The 19154-nt window shown below is 69.9% G+C and carries 19 protein-coding genes; 10 read left to right on the top strand and 9 right to left on the bottom strand.

Annotation, left to right across the window (positions count from 1 at the left end; genetic code table 11):
• Window positions 1–144: 144 nt before the first annotated feature.
• The 3 genes from pdhA to ESP70_RS19275 are packed head-to-tail and all read left to right on the top strand — an operon-like array spanning window position 145 to window position 3478.
• Window positions 145–1230: a pyruvate dehydrogenase (acetyl-transferring) E1 component subunit alpha gene (gene pdhA, locus ESP70_RS19265; RefSeq protein WP_149690950.1), complete on the top strand. Its 1086-nt coding sequence runs from the start codon at window positions 145–147 to the stop codon at window positions 1228–1230.
• Window positions 1230–2219: an alpha-ketoacid dehydrogenase subunit beta gene (locus tag ESP70_RS19270; RefSeq protein ID WP_149690951.1), complete on the top strand. Its 990-nt coding sequence runs from the start codon at window positions 1230–1232 to the stop codon at window positions 2217–2219. The genes pdhA and ESP70_RS19270 overlap by 1 nt, the downstream gene beginning before the upstream one ends.
• Entirely contained in the window at window positions 2216–3478 is a 1263-nt protein-coding gene (locus tag ESP70_RS19275; protein WP_149690952.1) for a dihydrolipoamide acetyltransferase family protein, read from the top strand. The genes ESP70_RS19270 and ESP70_RS19275 overlap by 4 nt, the downstream gene beginning before the upstream one ends.
• 13 nt (window positions 3479–3491) lie before the next feature.
• Here the strand turns inward: ESP70_RS19275 and ESP70_RS19280 are convergent, their stop codons facing one another.
• On the bottom strand, window positions 3492–3797 hold the full coding sequence (locus ESP70_RS19280; protein WP_149690953.1) for an EthD family reductase: 306 nt from the start codon (window positions 3795–3797) through the stop codon (window positions 3492–3494).
• Window positions 3798–3818: 21 nt separating this feature from the next.
• Window positions 3819–5864 (bottom strand): phenylacetic acid degradation bifunctional protein PaaZ, encoded by a 2046-nt coding sequence (gene paaZ, locus ESP70_RS19285; RefSeq protein ID WP_149690954.1) that lies wholly within the window; start codon window positions 5862–5864, stop codon window positions 3819–3821.
• A gap of 112 nt (window positions 5865–5976) precedes the next feature.
• Here paaZ and paaA point away from each other — a divergent pair, with 112 nt between their 5' ends.
• From paaA to paaE, 5 genes are read left to right on the top strand one after another with little or no spacing between them, the layout of a single operon-like run.
• Window positions 5977–6924, top strand: a complete 948-nt coding sequence (paaA, locus tag ESP70_RS19290; RefSeq protein WP_149690955.1) for a 1,2-phenylacetyl-CoA epoxidase subunit PaaA — start codon at window positions 5977–5979, stop codon at window positions 6922–6924.
• On the top strand, window positions 6921–7214 hold the full coding sequence (gene paaB / locus ESP70_RS19295) for a 1,2-phenylacetyl-CoA epoxidase subunit PaaB (protein WP_149690956.1): 294 nt from the start codon (window positions 6921–6923) through the stop codon (window positions 7212–7214). Before paaA ends, paaB begins: the two co-directional genes overlap by 4 nt.
• Window positions 7215–7220: 6 nt before the next feature.
• Complete coding sequence (gene paaC, locus ESP70_RS19300) at window positions 7221–8162, top strand: 1,2-phenylacetyl-CoA epoxidase subunit PaaC (protein WP_149690957.1); 942 nt, start codon at window positions 7221–7223, stop codon at window positions 8160–8162.
• The gene (paaD, locus tag ESP70_RS19305) at window positions 8162–8650 is read left to right on the top strand and encodes a 1,2-phenylacetyl-CoA epoxidase subunit PaaD (protein WP_149690958.1); all 489 of its coding nucleotides are present in this window, start codon (window positions 8162–8164) and stop codon (window positions 8648–8650) included. The genes paaC and paaD overlap by 1 nt, the downstream gene beginning before the upstream one ends.
• A complete protein-coding gene (paaE, locus tag ESP70_RS19310; protein ID WP_149690959.1) occupies window positions 8651–9748 on the top strand; it encodes a 1,2-phenylacetyl-CoA epoxidase subunit PaaE in 1098 nt (365 codons plus the stop codon).
• On the opposite strand, the gene ESP70_RS19315 is transcribed toward paaE, so the two are convergent.
• The 3 genes from ESP70_RS19315 to ESP70_RS19325 are packed head-to-tail and all read right to left on the bottom strand — an operon-like array spanning window position 9745 to window position 12819.
• Window positions 9745–10356, bottom strand: a complete 612-nt coding sequence (locus ESP70_RS19315; RefSeq protein ID WP_149690960.1) for a TetR/AcrR family transcriptional regulator — start codon at window positions 10354–10356, stop codon at window positions 9745–9747. The two genes, paaE and ESP70_RS19315, sit on opposite strands and share 4 nt — an antisense overlap.
• Window positions 10357–10385: 29 nt before the next feature.
• Window positions 10386–11549 carry an acyl-CoA dehydrogenase family protein gene (locus tag ESP70_RS19320; RefSeq protein WP_149690961.1) on the bottom strand — a complete coding sequence of 388 codons (1164 nt, stop codon included), beginning with the start codon at window positions 11547–11549 and terminating at the stop codon, window positions 10386–10388.
• Window positions 11550–11601: 52 nt separating this feature from the next.
• A complete protein-coding gene (locus ESP70_RS19325; RefSeq protein ID WP_149690962.1) occupies window positions 11602–12819 on the bottom strand; it encodes a homogentisate 1,2-dioxygenase in 1218 nt (405 codons plus the stop codon).
• Between the two features lie 67 nt (window positions 12820–12886).
• Between ESP70_RS19325 and ESP70_RS19330 the strand changes: the two genes are divergently transcribed.
• Window positions 12887–13711, top strand: a complete 825-nt coding sequence (locus ESP70_RS19330) for a hypothetical protein (protein WP_149690963.1) — start codon at window positions 12887–12889, stop codon at window positions 13709–13711.
• On the top strand, window positions 13708–14859 hold the full coding sequence (gene fahA / locus ESP70_RS19335; protein ID WP_149690964.1) for a fumarylacetoacetase: 1152 nt from the start codon (window positions 13708–13710) through the stop codon (window positions 14857–14859). Before ESP70_RS19330 ends, fahA begins: the two co-directional genes overlap by 4 nt.
• A gap of 87 nt (window positions 14860–14946) precedes the next feature.
• Here the strand turns inward: fahA and ESP70_RS19340 are convergent, their stop codons facing one another.
• The 4 genes from ESP70_RS19340 to ESP70_RS19355 are packed head-to-tail and all read right to left on the bottom strand — an operon-like array spanning window position 14947 to window position 19067.
• Window positions 14947–15579 carry an IclR family transcriptional regulator gene (locus ESP70_RS19340; protein WP_149690965.1) on the bottom strand — a complete coding sequence of 211 codons (633 nt, stop codon included), beginning with the start codon at window positions 15577–15579 and terminating at the stop codon, window positions 14947–14949.
• A 37-nt stretch (window positions 15580–15616) separates the two neighbouring features.
• The gene (locus ESP70_RS19345) at window positions 15617–16981 is read right to left on the bottom strand and encodes an FAD-binding oxidoreductase (RefSeq protein ID WP_246162097.1); all 1365 of its coding nucleotides are present in this window, start codon (window positions 16979–16981) and stop codon (window positions 15617–15619) included.
• Between the two features lie 7 nt (window positions 16982–16988).
• Window positions 16989–18122 carry an AI-2E family transporter gene (locus ESP70_RS19350; protein ID WP_149690966.1) on the bottom strand — a complete coding sequence of 378 codons (1134 nt, stop codon included), beginning with the start codon at window positions 18120–18122 and terminating at the stop codon, window positions 16989–16991.
• Between the two features lie 36 nt (window positions 18123–18158).
• Window positions 18159–19067, bottom strand: coding sequence for a zinc metalloprotease (locus ESP70_RS19355; protein WP_223148806.1), 909 nt, complete (start codon window positions 19065–19067; stop codon window positions 18159–18161).
• Between the last annotated feature and the right edge of the window lie 87 nt (window positions 19068–19154).

Here is a 19154-nt window from a genome sequence, read left to right on the forward strand (position 1 = left end):
ACGTGGGTCATGCTGGACGTACGGCCACCTGAAATGTCACTTGGCGAGACATCTTCTCGACAATCATGCAGCACTTGAACCCGGATGGCCATGTGGCGCACTGTTCTGTGAACAGACGTATGTCTTCGAAAGGTGTGCATCCCGGTGCCGAGCCATGACTTCCTGCCCTCCGAGCAACCCGTCCAGCTGCTCGACCAGGACGGTCGACGCGTCGAGGATCCGAAGCGTGCGTTCCCGTCGGACGAGGACCTGCTGCGGGCGCACGAGGCGCTGGTGGTGGGCCGCCGGATCAACGAGCAGGCGTACGCATTGGTGCGCCAGGGTCGGCTCGCGGTCTATCCGTCCTCGTACGGGCAGGAGGCGTGCGAGGTCGCGGCCGCGCTGGTGCTCGACGACCAGGACTGGCTGTTCCCGACCTACCGTGACGTCGTCTCGATCATCGGCCGCGGGGTCGACCCGGTCGAGACGCTGACGCTGCTCAAGGGCGACTGGCACTGCGGCTACGACCCGACCGAGCACCGGGTGGCTCCCCAGACGACCCCGCTGGCGACTCAGCTGATCCATGCGGTCGGCGTCGCCCACGCGGCGACGCTGCGCGGCGAGGACACCGTCGTCATGGCGATGTGCGGCGACGGGGCGACGAGCGAGGGCGACTTCCACGAGGCGCTCAACTTCGCAGCGGTGTTCAAGGCGCCCGTCGTGTTCTTCGTGCAGAACAACGAGTACGCGATCTCGGTGCCGCTCGCCCGGCAGACCGTCGCGCCGTCGCTGGCGCACAAGGCGGTCGGCTACGGCATGCCGGGGGAGCGGGTCGACGGCAACGACGTCGCCGCGCTGCTGTCGGTGCTGGGCGACGCCGTGCACGCTGCTCGCAGCGGCGCTGGACCGTCACTCGTCGAGGCGCACACCTATCGGATGCAGGCGCACACCAACGCCGATGACGCCACGCGCTATCGGCAGGACGACGAGGTCGCGGCGTGGCAGGGCCGTGACCCGTTGCTGCGCTCCAAGGCGTACCTCACGGGTCGAGAGCTGCTCACCGACGAGCGGACCGCCGAGATCGCCGCCAAGGCCGAAGCGGTGGCAACCGTCATGCGCGACGGACTCATGCAGGACGTCGAGCCGGTTCCCGGTGACCTGTTCGAACACGTCCATGCGACGCCGACGCCGCAGCTGCGCGAGCAGGCGGCGTTCCTCGCCGATGAGCTCTCGCGAGAGAAGGTCAGCTGATGGCCGAGCACGAGAAGATCACGATGGCGCAGGCGTTCAACCAGGCGCTGCGCGATGCGATGACGGCCGACGAGTCGGTGCTGATGTTCGGCGAGGACGTCGGCGCGCTCGGTGGCGTCTTCCGGGTCACCGACGGGCTCACGGCGGAGTTCGGTGGCGCCCGCTGCTTCGACACGCCGCTCGCCGAGTCCGGGATCATGGGCTTCGCCGTGGGGCTCGCGATGAACGGCATGCGGCCCGTCGTCGAGATGCAGTTCGACGCGTTCGCGTATCCGGCGTTCGAGCAGATCGTCAGCCACGTCGCCAAGATGCGCAACCGCACCCGCGGCGCCCTGAGCATGCCGATCACGATCCGCATCCCGTACGCCGGAGGCATCGGCGGCGTCGAGCACCACTGCGACTCGTCGGAGGCCTACTACGCGCACACGCCGGGGCTGACGGTCGTCGCGCCGGCGACCGTCGCCGACGCGTACACGCTGATGCGCGAGGCCATCGCGTCGCCCGATCCGGTCGTGGTGCTGGAGCCCAAGAAGCTCTACTGGAGCAAGGACGAGGTCGACCTCGACGAGGTACAGCCCGGCATCGGCCGCGCGGTCGTACGCCGTGAAGGCACCGACGCGACGCTGATCGCGTACGGCACGTCGGTGCCGATCGCGCTCGAGGCCGCTGATGCCGCCGCGGCCGAGGGGCGCAGCCTGCAGGTCGTCGACGTCCGCTCGATCGTGCCGTTCGACGACGAGACCGTCTGCGCGGCCGTACGCTCGACCGGTCGTGCCGTGGTGGTCGCCGAGGCCCCTGGCTTCGCGAGCGTCTCGTCGGAGATCGTCGCGCGGGTCACCGAGCGGTGCTTCCACCACCTCGCAGCGCCGGTCCGCCGGGTCACCGGGTTCGACATTCCGTACCCGCCGCCCAAGCTCGAGCACCTCCACCTCCCGAGCGTCGACCGCGTGCTCGACGCCGTCGACACCCTCCAGTGGGACGACGTATGAGTGAGCGCCAGACCTTCGTGCTGCCGGATCTCGGCGAAGGGCTCACCGAGGCCGAGGTCGTGCGCTGGCTCGTCGCGGTCGGTGACGAGGTCGTCGTCGACCAACCGGTCGTCGAGGTCGAGACCGCCAAGTCGATCGTCGAGGTCCCCTCGCCGTACGCCGGCCGGGTCAGCGAGCTGCACGGCGAGGAGGGTGGCACGGTCGCGGTCGGGAGTCCCTTGATCTCGGTGGAGGCCGCGCTGGTACCGGCCTCGGCTGCGGAGACCTACCGCCAGGAGGAGCAGGCCGGATCGGGCAACGTCCTCATCGGCTACGGCACGCCAGAGGGTGCCGGCTCCGGCCGTCGGCGTCGTCCGCGCTCGACTCCGGTCGCTGCGGCGCCCGCGTCATCGACCTCGGTGCCCCGGGTGTCGTCCCCGCTGGTACGCCGGCTGGCCAGGGAAGCCGGCGTGTCCATCCTCGGCATCACCGGCACCGGCGTCGACGGGCTCATCACCCGGCACGACGTCGAGGCCGCGATTGCCGCCGCTGCGCCGCGCGTCGAGTCCACGGGCCGGGCCGGCCTCGAGGTCGCGCAGCGCACGCCGATGAGTGGCTTCCGCAAGGCCGTCTCGGCAGCGCTGTCGCGCAGTCGCAGCGAGATCCCCGAGGCGACGGTGTGGGTCGACGTCGACTTCACCGAGCTGTTCGCCATCCGTGCGGCGGCCAAGGCCGCGGGCAAGCCCGTGCCGGGTCTGCTGGCCTATCTCGCCCGGTTCACGGTCGCGGCGCTGCGCGCCCATCCCGAGCTCAACGGCGAGGTCGACACGGTCAACGACGAGCTGATCCAGTACGCCGGCATCAACCTCGGCCTCGCGGTGCAGACCGACCGCGGTCTGCTGGCCCCGGCCGTGCTCGACGCGCACCGCCTGACCACAACTGAGCTCGACACCGAGATCCGCCGGATCACCGTGGCGGCACGGGAGGGACGGGCGACGCAGGAGGAGCTCACCGGAGGCACCTTCACGCTCAACAACTACGGAGCGTTCAACGTCGACGGCAGCGCCGCGATCATCAACCACCCGCAGGTCGCGATCCTGGGCTTCGGCCGGGTCATCGACCGCGCGTGGGTCGTCGACGGCGAGCTGGCGGTGCGCAAGATCGCGCAGATGTCGTTCGTGTTCGATCACCGCGTGTGCGACGGCGGTACGGCGGCGGCGTTCATGCGGGTCGTGGCCGACGCGATCGAGTCACCCGGCTCCGCCATCGCGAACCTCTGAGAGGCGACCGCGCTCAGAGGTTGGTCTCGGTGACCTCGCCGGTGAACGTCGTCATGGAGGCGACGTCGAACGTCTGCGCGTCGGCAGCGGTCTTGGCCATCTCGGGCGACTTCAGCGCGGTCTTGAGAGCATCGGCGTCGTCGAACCACAGCTCGGCGACGAAGTAGGGCGCGTCGCCGCCCATGGCCCGAGGATGCGAGCGGACGAAGCGTCGAAGCCCCGGCAGCGTCGAGGCCAGAGGGACGTGCACCTCGGTGTAGTGCTGCTCGAACGCCTCGGGGTCGGCAGGCACGCCGTACTGGACCGTGATGCGGTGCATGGAGTTCTCGTTTCGACAGGCTCAGTGAGCGGTGGGGGGCCAGGTCTTGGCCACGAGGGTCAGGACGTCGTACGTGGCGACGGGCTGCCCCTCGGCGTTGGCGACGACGGCGTCCCATCGCACCTCACCGTAGTAGGCGCTGTTGCGCGGCGTGATCTGCTTGACGGTCAGCGTGACGTCGATCGTGTCGTCGGCCTTGACCGGCGTGAGGAACCGCAGGTTGTCGACGCCGAAGTTGGCCAGCACCGGGCCCGGATCGGGATCGACGAACAGGCCTGCGGCCAGGGACACGACGAGGTAGCCGTGCGCGACGATCCCGCCGAACAGCGGGTTGGCGGCAGCCGCCTCGGGGTCGGTGTGCGCATAGAACGTGTCACCGGTGAACTCGGCGAAGTGACCGATGTCGTCGAGCGTGACGGTGCGCGACGCCGAGCGGATCGTGTCGCCGATGCGCAGCTCGGCGAGGCTCTTGCGGAACGGGTGCACGTCGTCGATGCGCTGCTCAGAGCCTTTGATCCACTGCCCGGTGATCGCCGTCAGCATGTCGGGCGACGCCTGGATCGCGGTGCGCTGCATGTGGTGCAGGACGCCACGGATGCCGCCGAGCTCCTCGCCGCCACCGGCGCGCCCGGGCCCGCCGTGCACCAGCATCGGCAGCGGCGAGCCGTGGCCGGTCGACTCGGGGGCAGCGTCGCGGTCGAGCACGAGGATGCGGCCGTGCCACGGTGCGAGGCCGAGCGTGATCGCCCGCGCGACGGTCGGATCGTGCGTGACGAGGGAGCCCGCGAGGCTGCCCTGTCCGCGCGCCGCGAGGGCGATCGCGTCGTCCACCGAGTCGTACGTGATGACGGTGCTGACCGGGCCGAACGCCTCGACGTCGTGGGGCTCGCCGGCGCCGGCGGTCGCCCGCAGCAGGATCGGCGACATGAACGCGCCGGCCTCCGCGTCCGCGTCGACGACGTCCACGCGGTCGGGGTCGCCGTAGACGATCTCGGCGGAGCTGCGCAGGATCTGCACGGCCTTGCGGACCTCGTCGCGCTGGGCGAGGCTCGCGAGGGCGCCCATGCGTACGTCGGGGTTGGCCGGGTTGCCGACCGTGACCTTGGCGAGGCGCGCGCTGATCGCCGCGATGACCTCGTCGGCGATTGCAGCGGGCACGATCGTGCGGCGGATCGCGGTGCACTTCTGCCCGGCCTTGACGGTCATCTCGGCGACGACGCCCTTGACGTAGAGGTCGAACTCCGGGTCCTCGGGCGTCACGTCGGGGCCGAGGATCGAGCAGTTGAGGGAGTCGGCCTCGACGCCGAGCTGCACCCCGCCATGCAGCACCGACGGGTGCTGGCGCAGGGTCGCGCCGGTGCTCGCGGAGCCGGTGAACGCGACGGAGTCCTGGGCGCCGAGCTGGTCGAGCAGGCCTTCGGGGCTGCCGCACAGCAGCTGCAGCGAGCCCTCGGGCATGAGGCCGGAGTCGATGATGCGGCGCACGACGAGCTCGGTCAGGTAGGCCGTCTGGCTCGCCGGCTTCACGATCGTCGGCAGGCCGGCGAGGAATGCCGGTGCGAGCTTCTCGAGCATGCCCCAGACCGGGAAGTTGAACGCGTTGATCTGCACTGCGACACCCGGCCGCGAGGTCCAGACGTGCTGGCCCAGGAACACGCCGGTCCGGCCGAGCTGCTCGGTCGCGCCGTCGAGGATCACGGTGTCGTTGGGGAGCTCGCGCGTGCCCTTGCTGGCATAGCTGAAGACCGTGCCGATGCCACCGTCGATGTCGACCTGCGAGTCGCGAAGGGTCGCGCCGGTATGCGCCGACAGTGCATACAGGGGGTCCTTGTCCTCGCCGAGGTGCTTGGCGACGGCCTTGAGGATGCTGGCGCGCTGGTGGAACGTCAGGGCGCGGATCGCGGGTCCACCGACGGTGCGGGCGTGCTCGACCATCGCGGAGAGGTCGAGCCCGGTCGCCGAGATCCGGGCAACCTCTTCACCTGTGGACGCGTCGAGAAGGGGCTTGCCTTCGTCGCTGGCGCGGAACCAGGAGCCCCCGGCATAGCTTTCGAGCAGTGCACTCACGGGTCGGAGCCTTTCGTCGATGAACAGCGTTGCGCGAACCTGATGTCGCGTGCAAGACTATTACAGACCGTTCGGTCAGTAAATGGTTGACGCGACATTTCTGGAGGCGTGCATGACGCTGGCACCCGAGGCCGACGAGAGCGAGCTGCGGGCGGTGTTCGAGGCGACGATCGAGCGGCACGACCGCATCGAGCCGCGCGACTGGATGCCTGAGGCGTACCGCAAGACCGTCATCCGGCAGGTCGCTCAGCACGCCCACTCCGAGATCATCGGCATGCAACCCGAGGGCAACTGGATCACCCGGGCGCCGTCGTTGCGCCGCAAGGCGATCCTGCTGGCCAAGGTGCAGGACGAGGCCGGCCACGGGCTCTACCTCTACTCCGCGTGCGAGACGCTCGGCGTCTCCCGGCTCGAGCTGACCGAGATGCTGATCAACGGCAAGCAGAAGTACTCCTCGATCTTCAACTACCCGACGCTGTCCTACGCCGACGTCGGCACGATCGGCTGGCTCGTCGACGGCGCCGCGATCTGCAACCAGGTGCCGCTGTGCCGCACGTCGTACGGGCCCTACGGCCGGTCGATGATCCGCATCTGCAAGGAGGAGTCGTTCCACCAGCGCCAGGGCTACGAGCTGCTGGCGACGATGATGCGCGGCACCGACGAGCAGCGCGAGATGGTGCAGGAGTCGGTCAACCGCTTCTGGTGGCCGGCGCTCATGATGTTCGGCCCGCCCGACGACGACTCGCCCAACACCGCGCAGTCGATGGCGTGGGGCATCAAGCGCAACACCAACGACGACCTGCGTCAGCGCATGGTCGACATGACCGTGCCGCAGGCCAAGGCGCTCGGCGTGACGCTGCCCGATCCCGAGCTGAGGTGGAACGAGGAGCGCCAGTCGCACGACTTCGGCTCTCCGGACTGGGACGAGTTCAAGGACGTCATCACGGGCAACGGCCCGTGCAACACGCAACGCATCGCGCACCGCCGCCGCGCGCACGAGGACGGCGCCTGGGTGCGCGAGGCCGCGATGGCATTCGCCGCGAGGGGAGCAGAGGCATGACCGATATCCAGGGTGACTGGCCGTTGTACGAGGTGTTCGTCCGGGGCAAGCGCGGGCTCAACCACGTGCATGTCGGCTCGCTGCACGCCGCCGACGACGAGATGGCGGTGCGCCATGCCCGCGACGTCTACACCCGCCGCAACGAGGGCGTCAGCATCTGGGTCGTCCGGTCGGACGCGATCACGGCCTCGAGCCCTGACGAGAAGGACCCGCTGTTCGCCCCGAGCGGCGACAAGGTCTATCGCCACCCGACGTTCTACGACATCCCCTCCGACGTTCCCCACATGTAGGCGGCCATGAGTCACACACCTGATCCGAGCCACCTGCCCGACCACGACTCCGTCTATGACGGCCTGCTCGGCGGTGACGACTCCCAGTGGGCGTTCGGCACCGACTTCGAGGACCCGCTCGCCGGCGTCGACACAACGGTGCCCGACGGCGTCGACACGCACGAGCTCGCGACCTACTGCCTGATGCTGGCCGACGACGCCCTCGTGATGTCGCACCGGCTGTCGCAGTGGTGCAGCAACGCGCCCGACCTCGAGGAGGACATCGCGCTGGCCAACATCGCGCTCGACCTCTTGGGTCAGGCCCGGCTGCTGCTGGCCCGGGCCGCCGCCGCGGATCCCTCGGTCGTACCGGCGCTGCCTGCGGGGTCGCCGGTCCCGCCGGAGGACGCCCTCGCGTTCTTCCGCGGTGATCGCGAGTTCCGCAACGTACGCCTCGTGGAGACCGACAACGGCGACTTCGCGGTGACGATTGCCCGGCTGCTGCTGTTCTCGACCTGGCGCCTCGCGCTGCTGCAACGCCTTGCCGCCAGCCGCGACCACGTGTTGTCGGCTGTCGCGATCAAGGGCGTCAAGGAGATGACCTATCACCGCGACTACGCAGGTCGCTGGTTCCTCACGCTCGCGCGGGGGACCGAGGAGTCCCGTCGCCGGCTGATCGCCGGCCTCGAGGCGACCTGGCCGCTGCGGGCCGAGCTCTTCACGACTCATCCCGTCGAGCTGGCCGTCGCGGGTTCGGGCGTCGGGGTCGACCCGTCGACCGTGGCCGACGAGGTTGACGTGCTGCTGGAGCAGGTCTTCTCGATGAGCGGCGTCGACCGCCCCGACATCGCGCCTCTGGCCGGCGTACGCGGGGAGACCGGGCGCGACGGACTGCACACCGAGGCGTTCAGCCGGCTGCTGGCCGAGATGCAGGTCGTGGCCCGGGCGCACCCCATGGGGAGCTGGTGATGGTCGCCGCGCGTGAGGCCGCCGCGTCGGTGACGGATCCGGAGATGCCGATGCTGACCCTCGAGGACCTCGGCGTGCTGCGCGACGTCGAGGTCGACGACGAACGAGTCGTCGTGACGATCACGCCGACCTACTCCGGCTGCCCGGCGATGGCCACGATGCGCGACGACCTGGTGCACCGGCTGCGCGACGAAGGGTTCGACGACGTCGAGGTGCGCGTCAGCCTGCATCCGGCCTGGTCCAGCGACTGGATCACCCCTCGCGGGCGCGCCGCGCTCGTCGAGCACGGCCTCTCGGCACCCGGACCGGCACCGTCGCACGACGGCCCCGTCGTCCTGTCGCTGCAGCCCACCCGCCGTACGCTCGCCTGCCCGCGCTGCGGCTCGTCCGAGGTGGACCTCACGTCCGAGTTCGGCCCCACCGCCTGCAAGGCCCTCTATCGCTGCGCGGCGTGCCTGGAGCCCTTCGAGCACGTCAAGGAGATCTGAATGGTTTCGACAGGCTCAACCGGCGTGGCCCCGGTCTTGGCTGCCCGCGCCGCGTTCCACACCCTCACGGTGGCGTCGGTCGAGCAGCTGACCGAGGACTCGGCCGCCATCACGTTCGAGGTGCCTGAGGACCTGCGCGAGGCGTACGCCTTCGCGGCCGGCCAGTCCTTGACGATCCGCCGGATGATCGACGGGCAGGACCACCGTCGTACGTACTCGATCTGCGCCGCCGTCGGTGAGCGCCCGCGCATCGGCGTGCGGGAGATCCCCGACGGCGTGTTCTCGAGCTGGCTCGTGCACGACGTACGCCCAGGGGACCGCGTCGAGGTGCAGACGCCGACGGGCACCTTCCGCGCCGATCCCGAGGCGGGTGGCAGGCACCTCTGCATCGCCGCCGGCTCCGGCGTCACGCCGATGCTGTCGATCGTGTCGTCGATGCTCAAGCACTCGGACGCCCAGGTCACGATGCTCTACGGCAACCGCACGAGCCAGTCGGTCATGTTCGCCGAAGAGCTTGCCGACCTCAAGAACCGCTACGGCCCACGCTTCGACCTCGTGCACGTCCTCTCTCGGGAGCCGCGCGACGTCGAGCTGTTCTCGGGCCGGCTCGAGGCGGATCGGCTGCGCCGGCTGCTGGCGGCGCTGGTGCCGGTCGGCGCCGTTGACCACGTGTGGCTGTGCGGCCCGTTCGGACTGATCGCCGATGCGCGCGCGGTGCTCGACGAGCTCGGCGTCGAGCCCACCAAGGTGCACTTCGAGCTGTTCTACGTCGACGAGCCCCCGCCGGAGCTGCATCGCGCCGACGCGGTCGTCTCCGGGATCACGAGCGACGTCACGATCGTGCTCGACGGGCGTACGACCACAGCACCCATGCCGCGCGACCAGAGCGTGCTCGACGGTGCCGCGGCGACGCGCAACGACCTGCCGTTCGCCTGCAAGGGTGGGGTGTGCGGCACATGTCGGGCCAAGGTCACCGACGGCGAGGTCGAGATGCGCCGCAACTACGCGCTCGAGGACGCCGAGGTCGACGCCGGCTTCGTCCTGACCTGCCAGAGTCACCCGGTGACAGAGACCGTGACCGTCACCTTCGATGCCTAGCCCTCGTGCAGGGCGAGACCGTCGAATGCCAGCGTGGCGATCGAGGTCGCGAGGATGTCGGGGTCGACCGGGCCACCGGGGCGGTACCACTCGACGAGTGAGTTGACCATGCCGAACAGCAGCCGGCTGATGAGGTCGGGCGGGATGTCGGCGCGCAGCGCACCCTCGTCGACCGCGGCCTGCACGAGCGTCGCCAGGCGCTCGTCGATGCGGCGCCGGCGCTTGAGGGCGGCCAGCTCGACCTCGCTGTTGCCGTGCACGCGCAGCAGCAGCGTCACCGCCGGCAGGTGCTCGACGAGGATCCCGACCGACTCCTGCACGACGGTGCGCAGTCGCTCGTACGCACTGGTGCCCGGCTCAGCGGCTGCGGCGGAGTCGACCGCGGCCGACAGCCCGTCGAGCGCCTCGTCGAGGGCGGCGGCGAGGAGGTGCTCCTTGCTCGGCACGTGGTGATAGATCGCCGACTTGGTCAGCCCGAGCTCCTTGGCGAGGTCGCCCATGCTGGTGCCGTCGTAACCCTGGCGGTTGAACAGCTCGATCGCGCGACGGAGCACGGTCTGCTGGTCATAGCCGGGCCGGCCGCGTCGGGGTGCTGCCGCCTCGGTCATGGCCCAAGCGTCTCACGCGGGGCGGGCGGCTAGGCGAACGCCGAGAGGCCCGTCAGCTCGCGGCCGATCGTCAGCTGGTGGATCTCGGCGGTGCCTTCGTACGTCAGCACCGACTCGAGATTGTTGGCGTGGCGCATGACGGAGTACTCGCCCGAGATGCCGTTGGCGCCGAGGATCGTCCGCGCCGTGCGGGCGATCTCGAGGGCGACGCGGGTGTTGTTGAGCTTGCCGGCACTGACCTGGGCGGGCTTGAGGATGCCGGCCTCCTTGAGGCGCCCGAGGTGGACGCTCAGCAGCAACGCCGTGCCGTGGGCGACGCTCATGTCGGCGAGCTTGCCCTGGGTCAGCTGGAACGCGCCGATCGGCTTGTCGAACTGCGTGCGGGTCGTGGCGTAGTCGATCGCCGTCTCGAGGCACGATCGCGCCGCACCGGTCGTGCCGAAGACGATGCCGAAGCGGGCCTCGTTGAGCGCACCGAGCGGACCGCGCAGGCCCTCGGCGCCGGGCAGCAGCGCCGAGCCGGGCAGCCGCATGTCCTCGAACGTCAGCTCGCTGGTGACCGACGCCCGCATCGACATCTTGTGCTTGATGGCGCGGCCGGAGAAGCCCGGGGTGTCGGTCGGCACGACGAAGCCGCGGATGCCGTCGTCGGTCTGCGCCCACACCACGACGACGTCGGCGACGCTGCCGTTCGTGATCCACATCTTCGCGCCGTTGACGACCCAGTCGTCGCCGTCGCGCTTGGCGCGCGTACGCATGCCGTTGGGGTTGGAACCGTGGTCGGGCTCGGTCAGGCCGAACGCCCCGACGTAGTCGCCGGCGGCCATGCCGGGGAGCCACTGCTGCTTCTGCTCCTCGGAGCCATAGGCATGGATCGAGTACATCGCCAGCGAGCCCTGCACCGAGAACAGCGAGCGCAGTCCGCTGTCGATCGCCTCGAGCTCGATGCTGGCCAGCCCGTACGCCGTGGGGCCGACGCCGGCGCAGCCGTAGCCCTCGAGGTGCATGCCCAGCAGGCCGGCGCCGCCCATCTGCTTGGCGATCTCGCGGGCCGGCAGCTCGCCGGTCTCGGCCCACTCGGCGACGTGCGGCGCGAGCTGGTCCTGAGCGAACCGGCGAGCGGTGTCGCGGATGGCCCGCTCCTCGTCGCTCAGCAGGTGGTCGACGTCGAGCAGGTCATGCGGTGCGTTCATGGATCCACCTTCTCAGAGCAGGGTGTCGATCGTTCAGGGGCTACGGCAACGGCTAGGAGTCGAGCCTGCGGCCGGCCCAGGACCAGGCGTACGCGTCGTCCTCGGCGGCGAGACCGCCCTCGCCGAGCTCGAGCGGCCGGAACGTGTCGACCATGACGGCGAGCTCGTCGAACGCCTCGACGCCGAGGCTCGCCTCGATCGCGCTCGGCTGCGGCCCGTGGGCGTACCCGCCGGGGTGCAGCGAGATCGACCCCTTGTCGATGCCGGATCCTTTGCGTGCCTCGTAGTCGCCGTCGACGTAGAACATGACCTCGTCGGAGTCGACGTTGGAGTGGTAGTAGGGCACCGGGATCGCCAGCGGGTGGTAGTCGACCTTGCGCGGGACGAAGTTGCAGACCACGAAGTTCTGGCCCTCGAACACCTGGTGCACCGGCGGCGGCTGGTGCACGCGGCCGGTGATGGGCTCGTAGTCCGACACGTTGAACGTGTAGGGGTAGAGGCAGCCGTCCCAGCCGACCACGTCGAAGGGGTGGGTGTCGTACGTCATCCGGCTGCCGACGATGCCGTTGGCGCCGGAGCCGCGGTGCTTGACGAGGACCTCGACGTCGATGCCCTCGACGAGCAGGGGAGTCTCCGGGCCGTGCAGGTCGCGCTCGCAGTAGGGCGCGTGCTCGAGCAGCTGGCCGTAGCGCGACAGGTAGCGCTTGGGCGGTGCGACGTGGCTGTTGGACTCGATCGCGTACGCGCGCACCCCGCCCGTTGAGCCTGTCGAAGCGTCGGGGAGCCAACGGTGCGTCGTGGCGCGGGGGATGATGACGTAGTCGCCGGTGCGGAACGACAGGGCGCCGAAGACCGTCTCGACCGTGCCGGAGCCGGCCTCGATGAAGACGCACTCGTCGCCGATCGCGTTGCGGTAGAGCGGCGAGGGAGCGCTGCCCACGACGTACGAGATGCGGACGTCGCCGTTACCGAGCACGAGGCGGCGGCCGGTGACGAGGTCCGTGGCCGAAGGGTCGGTGTCGGCGAACAGCGAGGGCAGGCGCAGGTGGCGGGGCTTGAGCGGGTGGTTGGCGGTCGTGGCGTGGTCGGGGAGGTCCCAGACCTCCGACGCGACGATGCCCGACGGGACGCCGAGGTGGTAGAGCAGCGACGAGTCGCTCGAGAAGCCCTCCTCGCCCATGAGCTCCTCGCGGTGCAGGGCACCCTCGGGCGTACGGAACTGCGTGTGGCGCTTGGGCGGGATCTGCCCGACGCTGCGGTAGTGGGCCACGAGGACTCCTGTGTCCGGATAACGGATACAACTATCCGATAATAACATGACCCGCTAGGGTGATGGCGTGACAATTCCTGGCCGTCTCACCGCGCTGGTCGACGACGCCGCGATGTTCCCGCCCGGCAACGCGCCCGTCGATGTCGCGATCCGCGAGCACCTCGGTCATCGCTCCAGCGCGTACGCCCCGCTGATCGGACCGTTGCTGGTCCGCGACACCGATGTCGATCGCGTGCCCGAACTGACGCACGAGTCGCTTGCGATCGGGGTCGTCGCGACCTCGGGTCCGCGCGGGCTGGAGCAGTCGATCGCCGCGCTGCACGACGTCCCGCACATCCGGGTGGTCGCGTTCGAGATCCCGCTGGGTGACCTGTCGGCGGGAGAGCTGGTCTCCGCGCTGGCGGTGCCGGACGATGTCACGGTGTCGGTCGAGCTGCCGCGTGTGCCGGCCGGCCCTGGCGCCGAGTGGCTCAACGCTGCGGACGAGATCCGCGCCGCCGGCTGGCAGGTCAAGTTCCGCACCGGCGGAGTCGAGCCGTCGGCCCATCCCGACGAGCACGAGCTCGCCGCGGTGCTGGCTGCGCTGGTGCCGCGCCGGTTCAAGCTGACGGCGGGACTGCATCACGCCGTGCGCAACACCCAGGCCGGGACAGGCTTCGAGCAGCACGGATTCGTCAACATCATGGTGGCCGTGCGCCGGCTGCTGGTCGGCTCCACCGCGGATCAAGCGGCTGAGGTGCTCGCGATCCGCGATGGTGGCAGGCTGGCGGCCGAGGTCGGGTCGTGGACCGCTGACGACGCGGCTGCCGTGCGAGAGACGTTCCGTGGCTTCGGCTGCTGCGGCGTGACCGAACCATACGAAGACCTCCTCGAGCTGGGACTGATCGCATGACCGGATTCGGAATCGACCACCTGCCCTATGGCGTCGCATCGCACGAGGGGCGTGAGCTGGTCGTCGTACGCCTCGATGACGATGTGATCGACCTGGCTGCGTTGGCTGCGGTGTCGCCGCCCGGTCTCGACCCCGCGGTGTTGGCGGGTCCGTCACTCGGTCCGCTGATGGCTGCCGGCCCTGGCGCGTGGGCGGCCGTACGCGCATGGCTCCAGGACGTTCTCCCTGGCTCATCTGCCGGGCGCATCCCGCTGGCCGAGGTCGAGATGCGGATGCGGAGGCCGTTCATGGTCGCGGACTACGTCGACTTCTACGCCTCCCTCAATCACGCCTCCAACGTGGGCAGGATCTTCCGCCCCGACGCCGAGCCCCTGTTGCCCAACTGGCGACACCTGCCGGTCGGCTACCACGGTCGCGCCGGCACCGTCGTCCCGTCCGGCACCCCGATCGTCCGCCCTGCCGGTCAACGCCGACCGGGCGCTGACGGGCGTCCCGGCTTCGGGCCGTCGCAGGCACTGGACATCGAGGCCGAGCTCGGTTTCGTCGTCGGTGCACCGAGCCGCATGGGCGAGCCCGTGCCGGCCGGCGCGTTCGCCGATCACGTGTTCGGGGTGACGTTGCTCAACGACTGGTCGGCTCGCGACATCCAGGCCTGGGAGTACGTCCCGCTGGGCCCGTTCCTCGGCAAGTCGTTCGCGACCTCGATCTCGCCATGGATCACCCCGCTCTCCGCGCTGCAGGACGTACGTACCCCGTTGCCGGGCCAGGACCCGGAACCGCTGGACTACCTGCAGGTCGCCGAGCCGGCCGGCTATGCCATCGACCTGGAGGTCGTGGTCAACGGCACCGTCGTGTCACGGCCGCCGTACGCATCGATGTACTGGTCGCCCGCCCAGATGCTGGCCCACATGACCGTCAACGGTGCCTCGCTGCGTACGGGTGACCTCTACGGCTCGGGCACGATCTCCGGCCCCGACCGCGACCAGCGCGGATCGTTCCTCGAGCTGTCGTGGGGCGGCACGGAACCGTTCGCGCTCGCCGACGGCACCACCCGAACGTACCTCCAGGACGGCGACACCGTCACGATCCGCGCCACCGCCGGCTCGATCACCTTGGGCGAGGTCGCAGGCACGATCACCTCGCGCTGAGCGGTGGATCGTCCACCTTGACGGTCGAGCGGTGGATCTTCCACCGTTTGGTCGCTCATACGGTGGAGAATCCACCGCCCGAGGTGCCTAGGCCAGGGCTTCGGCGACGGCTTGCGCCGCGGCCAGCACGAGCGGCTCGACGGTCTTGGCGTCGATGTCGTGCAGGCTGACGATGCCGACCGACGCCTCGAGGCCGGGCACGCCCCGCACCGGCGCGGCCAGTCCCGCGGCGCCGGGCTGGAGCTCGCCGGAGGTGCTGGCGACACCGTCCTTGGCAGCGCGGCCCAGCAGGATCGCCTTGCCTGCCGCGCCGGCGTCAAGGCGGTGACGCGCACCGACCCGGTAGGCCACGTGCATGTCGCTGCGGCTCGGCTCGACCACGACGAGTGCCACGGCGTCCTCGCCGTCGGCGATCGTCAGGTGCGCCGTCGTCCCGCTGGCATCGGCGAGCCGCGTGAGCGCCGGGGTGGCGCGCGACTTGAGCTCGGGGAGGTACGCGTTGCGGAACGCCATCATGCCGAACCCGGCGCCGATGCGACCCTGCTCGTCGCGGTGCAGCAGGTCGTGCTCCTCGAGCGTGACGATGAGCCGGTAGGCCACGGTGCGGCTGATCCCGAGTGACTCGGCGATCTCGTTGATCGTGAACCGCGACTCCGACCCGGCGACGAGCCCCAGGATGCGCAGTCCACGGTCGAGCGTCTGCGCGGTCTCGGCTGCCATCGGTCCTCCTCGGTCGGTCGTTGAAGTCTGGCAGGCGTCAGAACACCGCGCCGGGATTGAGGATGCCCTGCGGATCGAGGGCGGCCTTGACCCGGCGGTTGAGGTCCATGGCCTCCGGGCCGAGATAGGCCGGCAGCCAGTCCTTCTTGAGCCGGCCGACGCCGTGCTCGCCCGTGATCGTGCCGCCGAGGCCGATCGCCAGATCCATGATCTGACCGTATGCGGCTTGAGCCCGCGCACTCTCGTCGGGATCGGACGCGTCGAACACGATCAGGGGGTGCGTGTTGCCGTCGCCGGCGTGCGCGACGACCGCGACGGTGATGACGTGCTCCTCGGCGATCGCCTCGATGCCACGGACCAGTGCCCCGAGCTGGGGGACGGGCACACCGACGTCCTCGAGCAGCAGCGAGCCCTGGCGCTCCAGCGACGGGATGACCATGCGGCGCGCCACGACGAACGCTTCTCCGGTCTCGGCGTCGTCGGTGGAGAACACTTCGGTGCTGTGGTTGGCCTGGCAGATGGCGGTGACCTCGGCGATCTCGGCGACGCCGTGGGTCGCGGGCTCGTCGGACTGCACGACGAGCATGGCCTCGGCGGTGCGGTCCAGGCCCATCATCGTGACGTCCTCGACGGCGTTGATCGACGTGCGATCCATGAGCTCGAGCATCGCCGGGCGCATCGTGCGGGTGAGGTCGAGGACTGTCCGGGTCGCGTCGTCGAGCGATGCGAACGTGGCGACGAGTGTGCAGGGCGGGCGCTGTGCCGGCACGAGCCGCAGCAGGACGCGCGTGATGATCCCGAGCGTGCCCTCGCTGCCGACGAACAGCTTGGTCAGCGACAGCCCCGCGGCGTCCTTGAGTCGCGGACCACCGAGCTCGACCGCGGTGCCGTCGGCGAGGACCACGGTCATGCCCAGGACGTAGTCGCTCGTGACGCCGTACTTGACGCAGCACAGCCCGCCCGCGTTGGTCGCGACGTTGCCGCCGATCGAGCAGATCTCGTACGACGAGGGATCCGGCGGGTACCAGAGCCCGTGCTCGGCAGCGGCGGCCTTGACCTCGGTGTTCAGGGCGCCGGGTTCGACGACGGCGATGCGGGTCGCCGGGTCGATCTCGACCGCGCGCATACGCTCCACCGAGACGACGAGGCAGCCGGAGAGCGCCGACGCTCCACCGGACAGCCCGGTCCCGGCGCCACGTGGGACGACGGCGAGTTCGTGGCGGGCGGCGAAGCGTACGGCTGACTGCACGTCCGCCGTCGACGTCGCGCGTACGACCGCGAGGGGGACACCGGCTCCGGGGTCGTTGGCCCGGTCCCACCGGTAGCCGGCCATCCGGTCCGGGTCGACCAGCAACGCTCCGGCGGGCAGCTCAGCCGCGAGCGCGTCGAGGTCGGGTGTCACCGCGGGCTCAGTCCTCCGCGAGCGTCTCGGCGGACTGGGCGTCCTCCTTGGGCGCCAGCACCGAGACGGAGTCGTCGATCCGCTCGTTGAGGTAGCGGAGGATCTCGGCGACCGTCGCGATGACCGGCACGGCGAGGAACGCGCCCGTGATGCCGAACAGCGAGCTGCCGGCGGTCACGGAGAGCAGCACGACGGCGGGATGGAGGTTCATGTTCTTGCCCTGGAGCCACGGCGACAGGACGTTGCCCTCGAGCTGCTGGACGAAGACCACGATGCCGAGCGCGATGAGTGCGTCGCTCGTGCCGTTGGTGACCAGCGTGACGAGCACCGCGAGCGCGCCGCTGACGAAGGCACCGATGATCGGGATGTAGGCACCGAAGAACGTCACGACGCCGAGCGGGACCGCGAGCGGCGAGCCGAGGATGGCGAGACCGCCGCCGATGATGACGGCGTCGATCAGGGCCACGAGGGTCTGCGTGCGGATGAAGCCGCCGAGCGTGCTCCAGGCCCGTTCCATGACCTCGACGAGGTGGACGCCGGCGCGCTGGCCGCCGAGCGCGCGGACCCACGGGAGGAACTTGTGGCCGTCCTTGACGAAGAAGAACGTCAGCATCAGGACCAGGACCAGGTTGACAATGACCGACGTCGCGGTGCCGATCGTCGAGAAGACGCCGGAGCTGATCGCGCTGGCGCTCTCGGTCAGCTTGCCCTGCACCGCCTCGATCGCGCGGGTGATCTGGCCGTCGGAGAGGTTGAGCGGCTCGCCGGTGACCCAGTCGCGGATCTTTTGGAGGCCGTCGGAAGCCCCGTCGGCAACCTGGCTGGCTTGGCCCGCGACCTGTGGAGTGAGGACCGCGATGACTCCGACGACGCCGCCGATGAAGCCCAGCACGATGGTGGCGGCGGCGAGGGCGTCGGGCCAGCCCTTGGAGCGGAGCCAGGCCGCCGGGGGACCGAGGACGGTCGTGACGATGAGAGCCAGCGCGACGGGATAGAGGACCATCCACACCGTGCCGATCAGGTGACCGAGGATCCACGCCGCCACGGCGATGACGATGAGGCGCAGGCCCCAGCGCTGCAGGGTCGCGAGCCCCTCGTCGATCACGACACCGCGATCACGGATCTTCTTGTCCTTGGCCACCTGCCCAGCCTAGGGCCATGCGGGTCCCGGCACGCGTTAGCCGGCGCCGCCCGCACGGAAGTCGACCCATGCGTCGTTCATGCGCTCGACCTGGCCGGGCGTGAACATGTTCATGCAGGAGTCCTGGCTGTAGTCCATGAAGTTGTGGATCGGGTCCTTGCCGGGCGCGGTGCAGGTGTCGGCGCCGGTGGGGCAGTCGAACTGCGGCTGGCCCTCGCGCGGGGTGTCGGCCACGAAGTCGCCCGACGCCGAGCAGCCGCTCTTGAACGTGTGCTCGAGCATCAGCCAGTGGCCGACCTCGTGGGTCAGGGTGTCGCCGAGGGAGTACTTGCCCTGGTTGCCGCCGGGCATCGACTCGTCGAGCATCACGACGCCGTCGATGAAGTCGCGGCCGTGGTTGTAGCCCTTGGGGAAGTACGCCCAGCCGAGCAGTCCGGCGCCGATGTTGGCGGAGTAGACGTTGAGGGTCGTGGAGTCGCCCTCGTACAGCTCCTGCTTCATGTCGCGCTCGTTCTTGCCCGGCACGACGGTGTACCACGCAGGGTTCGTGGTCCAGGTGATCTTGGTGAGGCCGAAGCGGAACGGCGAGTTGGCGGCGTTGGCGGCGGTCTTGCCCGAGTACGAGTCGTTGAGGACCGTCATCTGGGCGGTGATCATCTTCGTCCAGCGGGTCTTCTCTGTCGTGGAGAGCGTGTGGTCGGAGATCACGTGGAAGACCGTCGGGATGTGCACGCTGCCGTTGGGCAGGCGCGGAGCGTCCTTGATGACGCCGTACGCGTTCGCCTCGTTCTTGGAGTAGAGCTCCGGCTCCTTGGCCGTGCTGCCCTTGGCGACGCGCGCGGCACTGGGCGCGCAGTCCTCCGCACCGGGTGAGGCGGCCGCCGAGACGGTCTGGCTGGCTCCGGCGGCCGTCAGGAGGCCGCCGACCAAGGCAGCGACGGGCATCCAACGAATCATCGAGCGACGACGCATGTTCTTGTCCCCTTTGGTGCGGCGGTTTCAGACAAGGTACGCCCTGCGGGGTCAGTCGGC

Source organism: Aeromicrobium ginsengisoli (assembly GCF_004134905.2).
GTDB lineage: Bacteria > Actinomycetota > Actinomycetes > Propionibacteriales > Nocardioidaceae > Aeromicrobium > Aeromicrobium ginsengisoli.

Coding starts and splice junctions, on each gene's coding strand:
- ESP70_RS19270 (WP_149690951.1), top strand. CDS start 1,230: ATGGCCGAGCACGAGAAGATCACGATGGCGCAGGCGTTCAACCAGGCG.
- ESP70_RS19275 (WP_149690952.1), top strand. CDS start 2,216: ATGAGTGAGCGCCAGACCTTCGTGCTGCCGGATCTCGGCGAAGGGCTC.
- ESP70_RS19280 (WP_149690953.1), bottom strand. CDS start 3,797: ATGCACCGCATCACGGTCCAGTACGGCGTGCCTGCCGACCCCGAGGCG.
- paaA (WP_149690955.1), top strand. CDS start 5,977: ATGACGCTGGCACCCGAGGCCGACGAGAGCGAGCTGCGGGCGGTGTTC.
- paaB (WP_149690956.1), top strand. CDS start 6,921: ATGACCGATATCCAGGGTGACTGGCCGTTGTACGAGGTGTTCGTCCGG.
- paaC (WP_149690957.1), top strand. CDS start 7,221: ATGAGTCACACACCTGATCCGAGCCACCTGCCCGACCACGACTCCGTC.
- paaD (WP_149690958.1), top strand. CDS start 8,162: ATGGTCGCCGCGCGTGAGGCCGCCGCGTCGGTGACGGATCCGGAGATG.
- paaE (WP_149690959.1), top strand. CDS start 8,651: ATGGTTTCGACAGGCTCAACCGGCGTGGCCCCGGTCTTGGCTGCCCGC.
- ESP70_RS19315 (WP_149690960.1), bottom strand. CDS start 10,356: ATGACCGAGGCGGCAGCACCCCGACGCGGCCGGCCCGGCTATGACCAG.
- ESP70_RS19320 (WP_149690961.1), bottom strand. CDS start 11,549: ATGAACGCACCGCATGACCTGCTCGACGTCGACCACCTGCTGAGCGAC.
- fahA (WP_149690964.1), top strand. CDS start 13,708: ATGACCGGATTCGGAATCGACCACCTGCCCTATGGCGTCGCATCGCAC.
- ESP70_RS19340 (WP_149690965.1), bottom strand. CDS start 15,579: ATGGCAGCCGAGACCGCGCAGACGCTCGACCGTGGACTGCGCATCCTG.
- ESP70_RS19355 (WP_223148806.1), bottom strand. CDS start 19,067: ATGCCCGTCGCTGCCTTGGTCGGCGGCCTCCTGACGGCCGCCGGAGCC.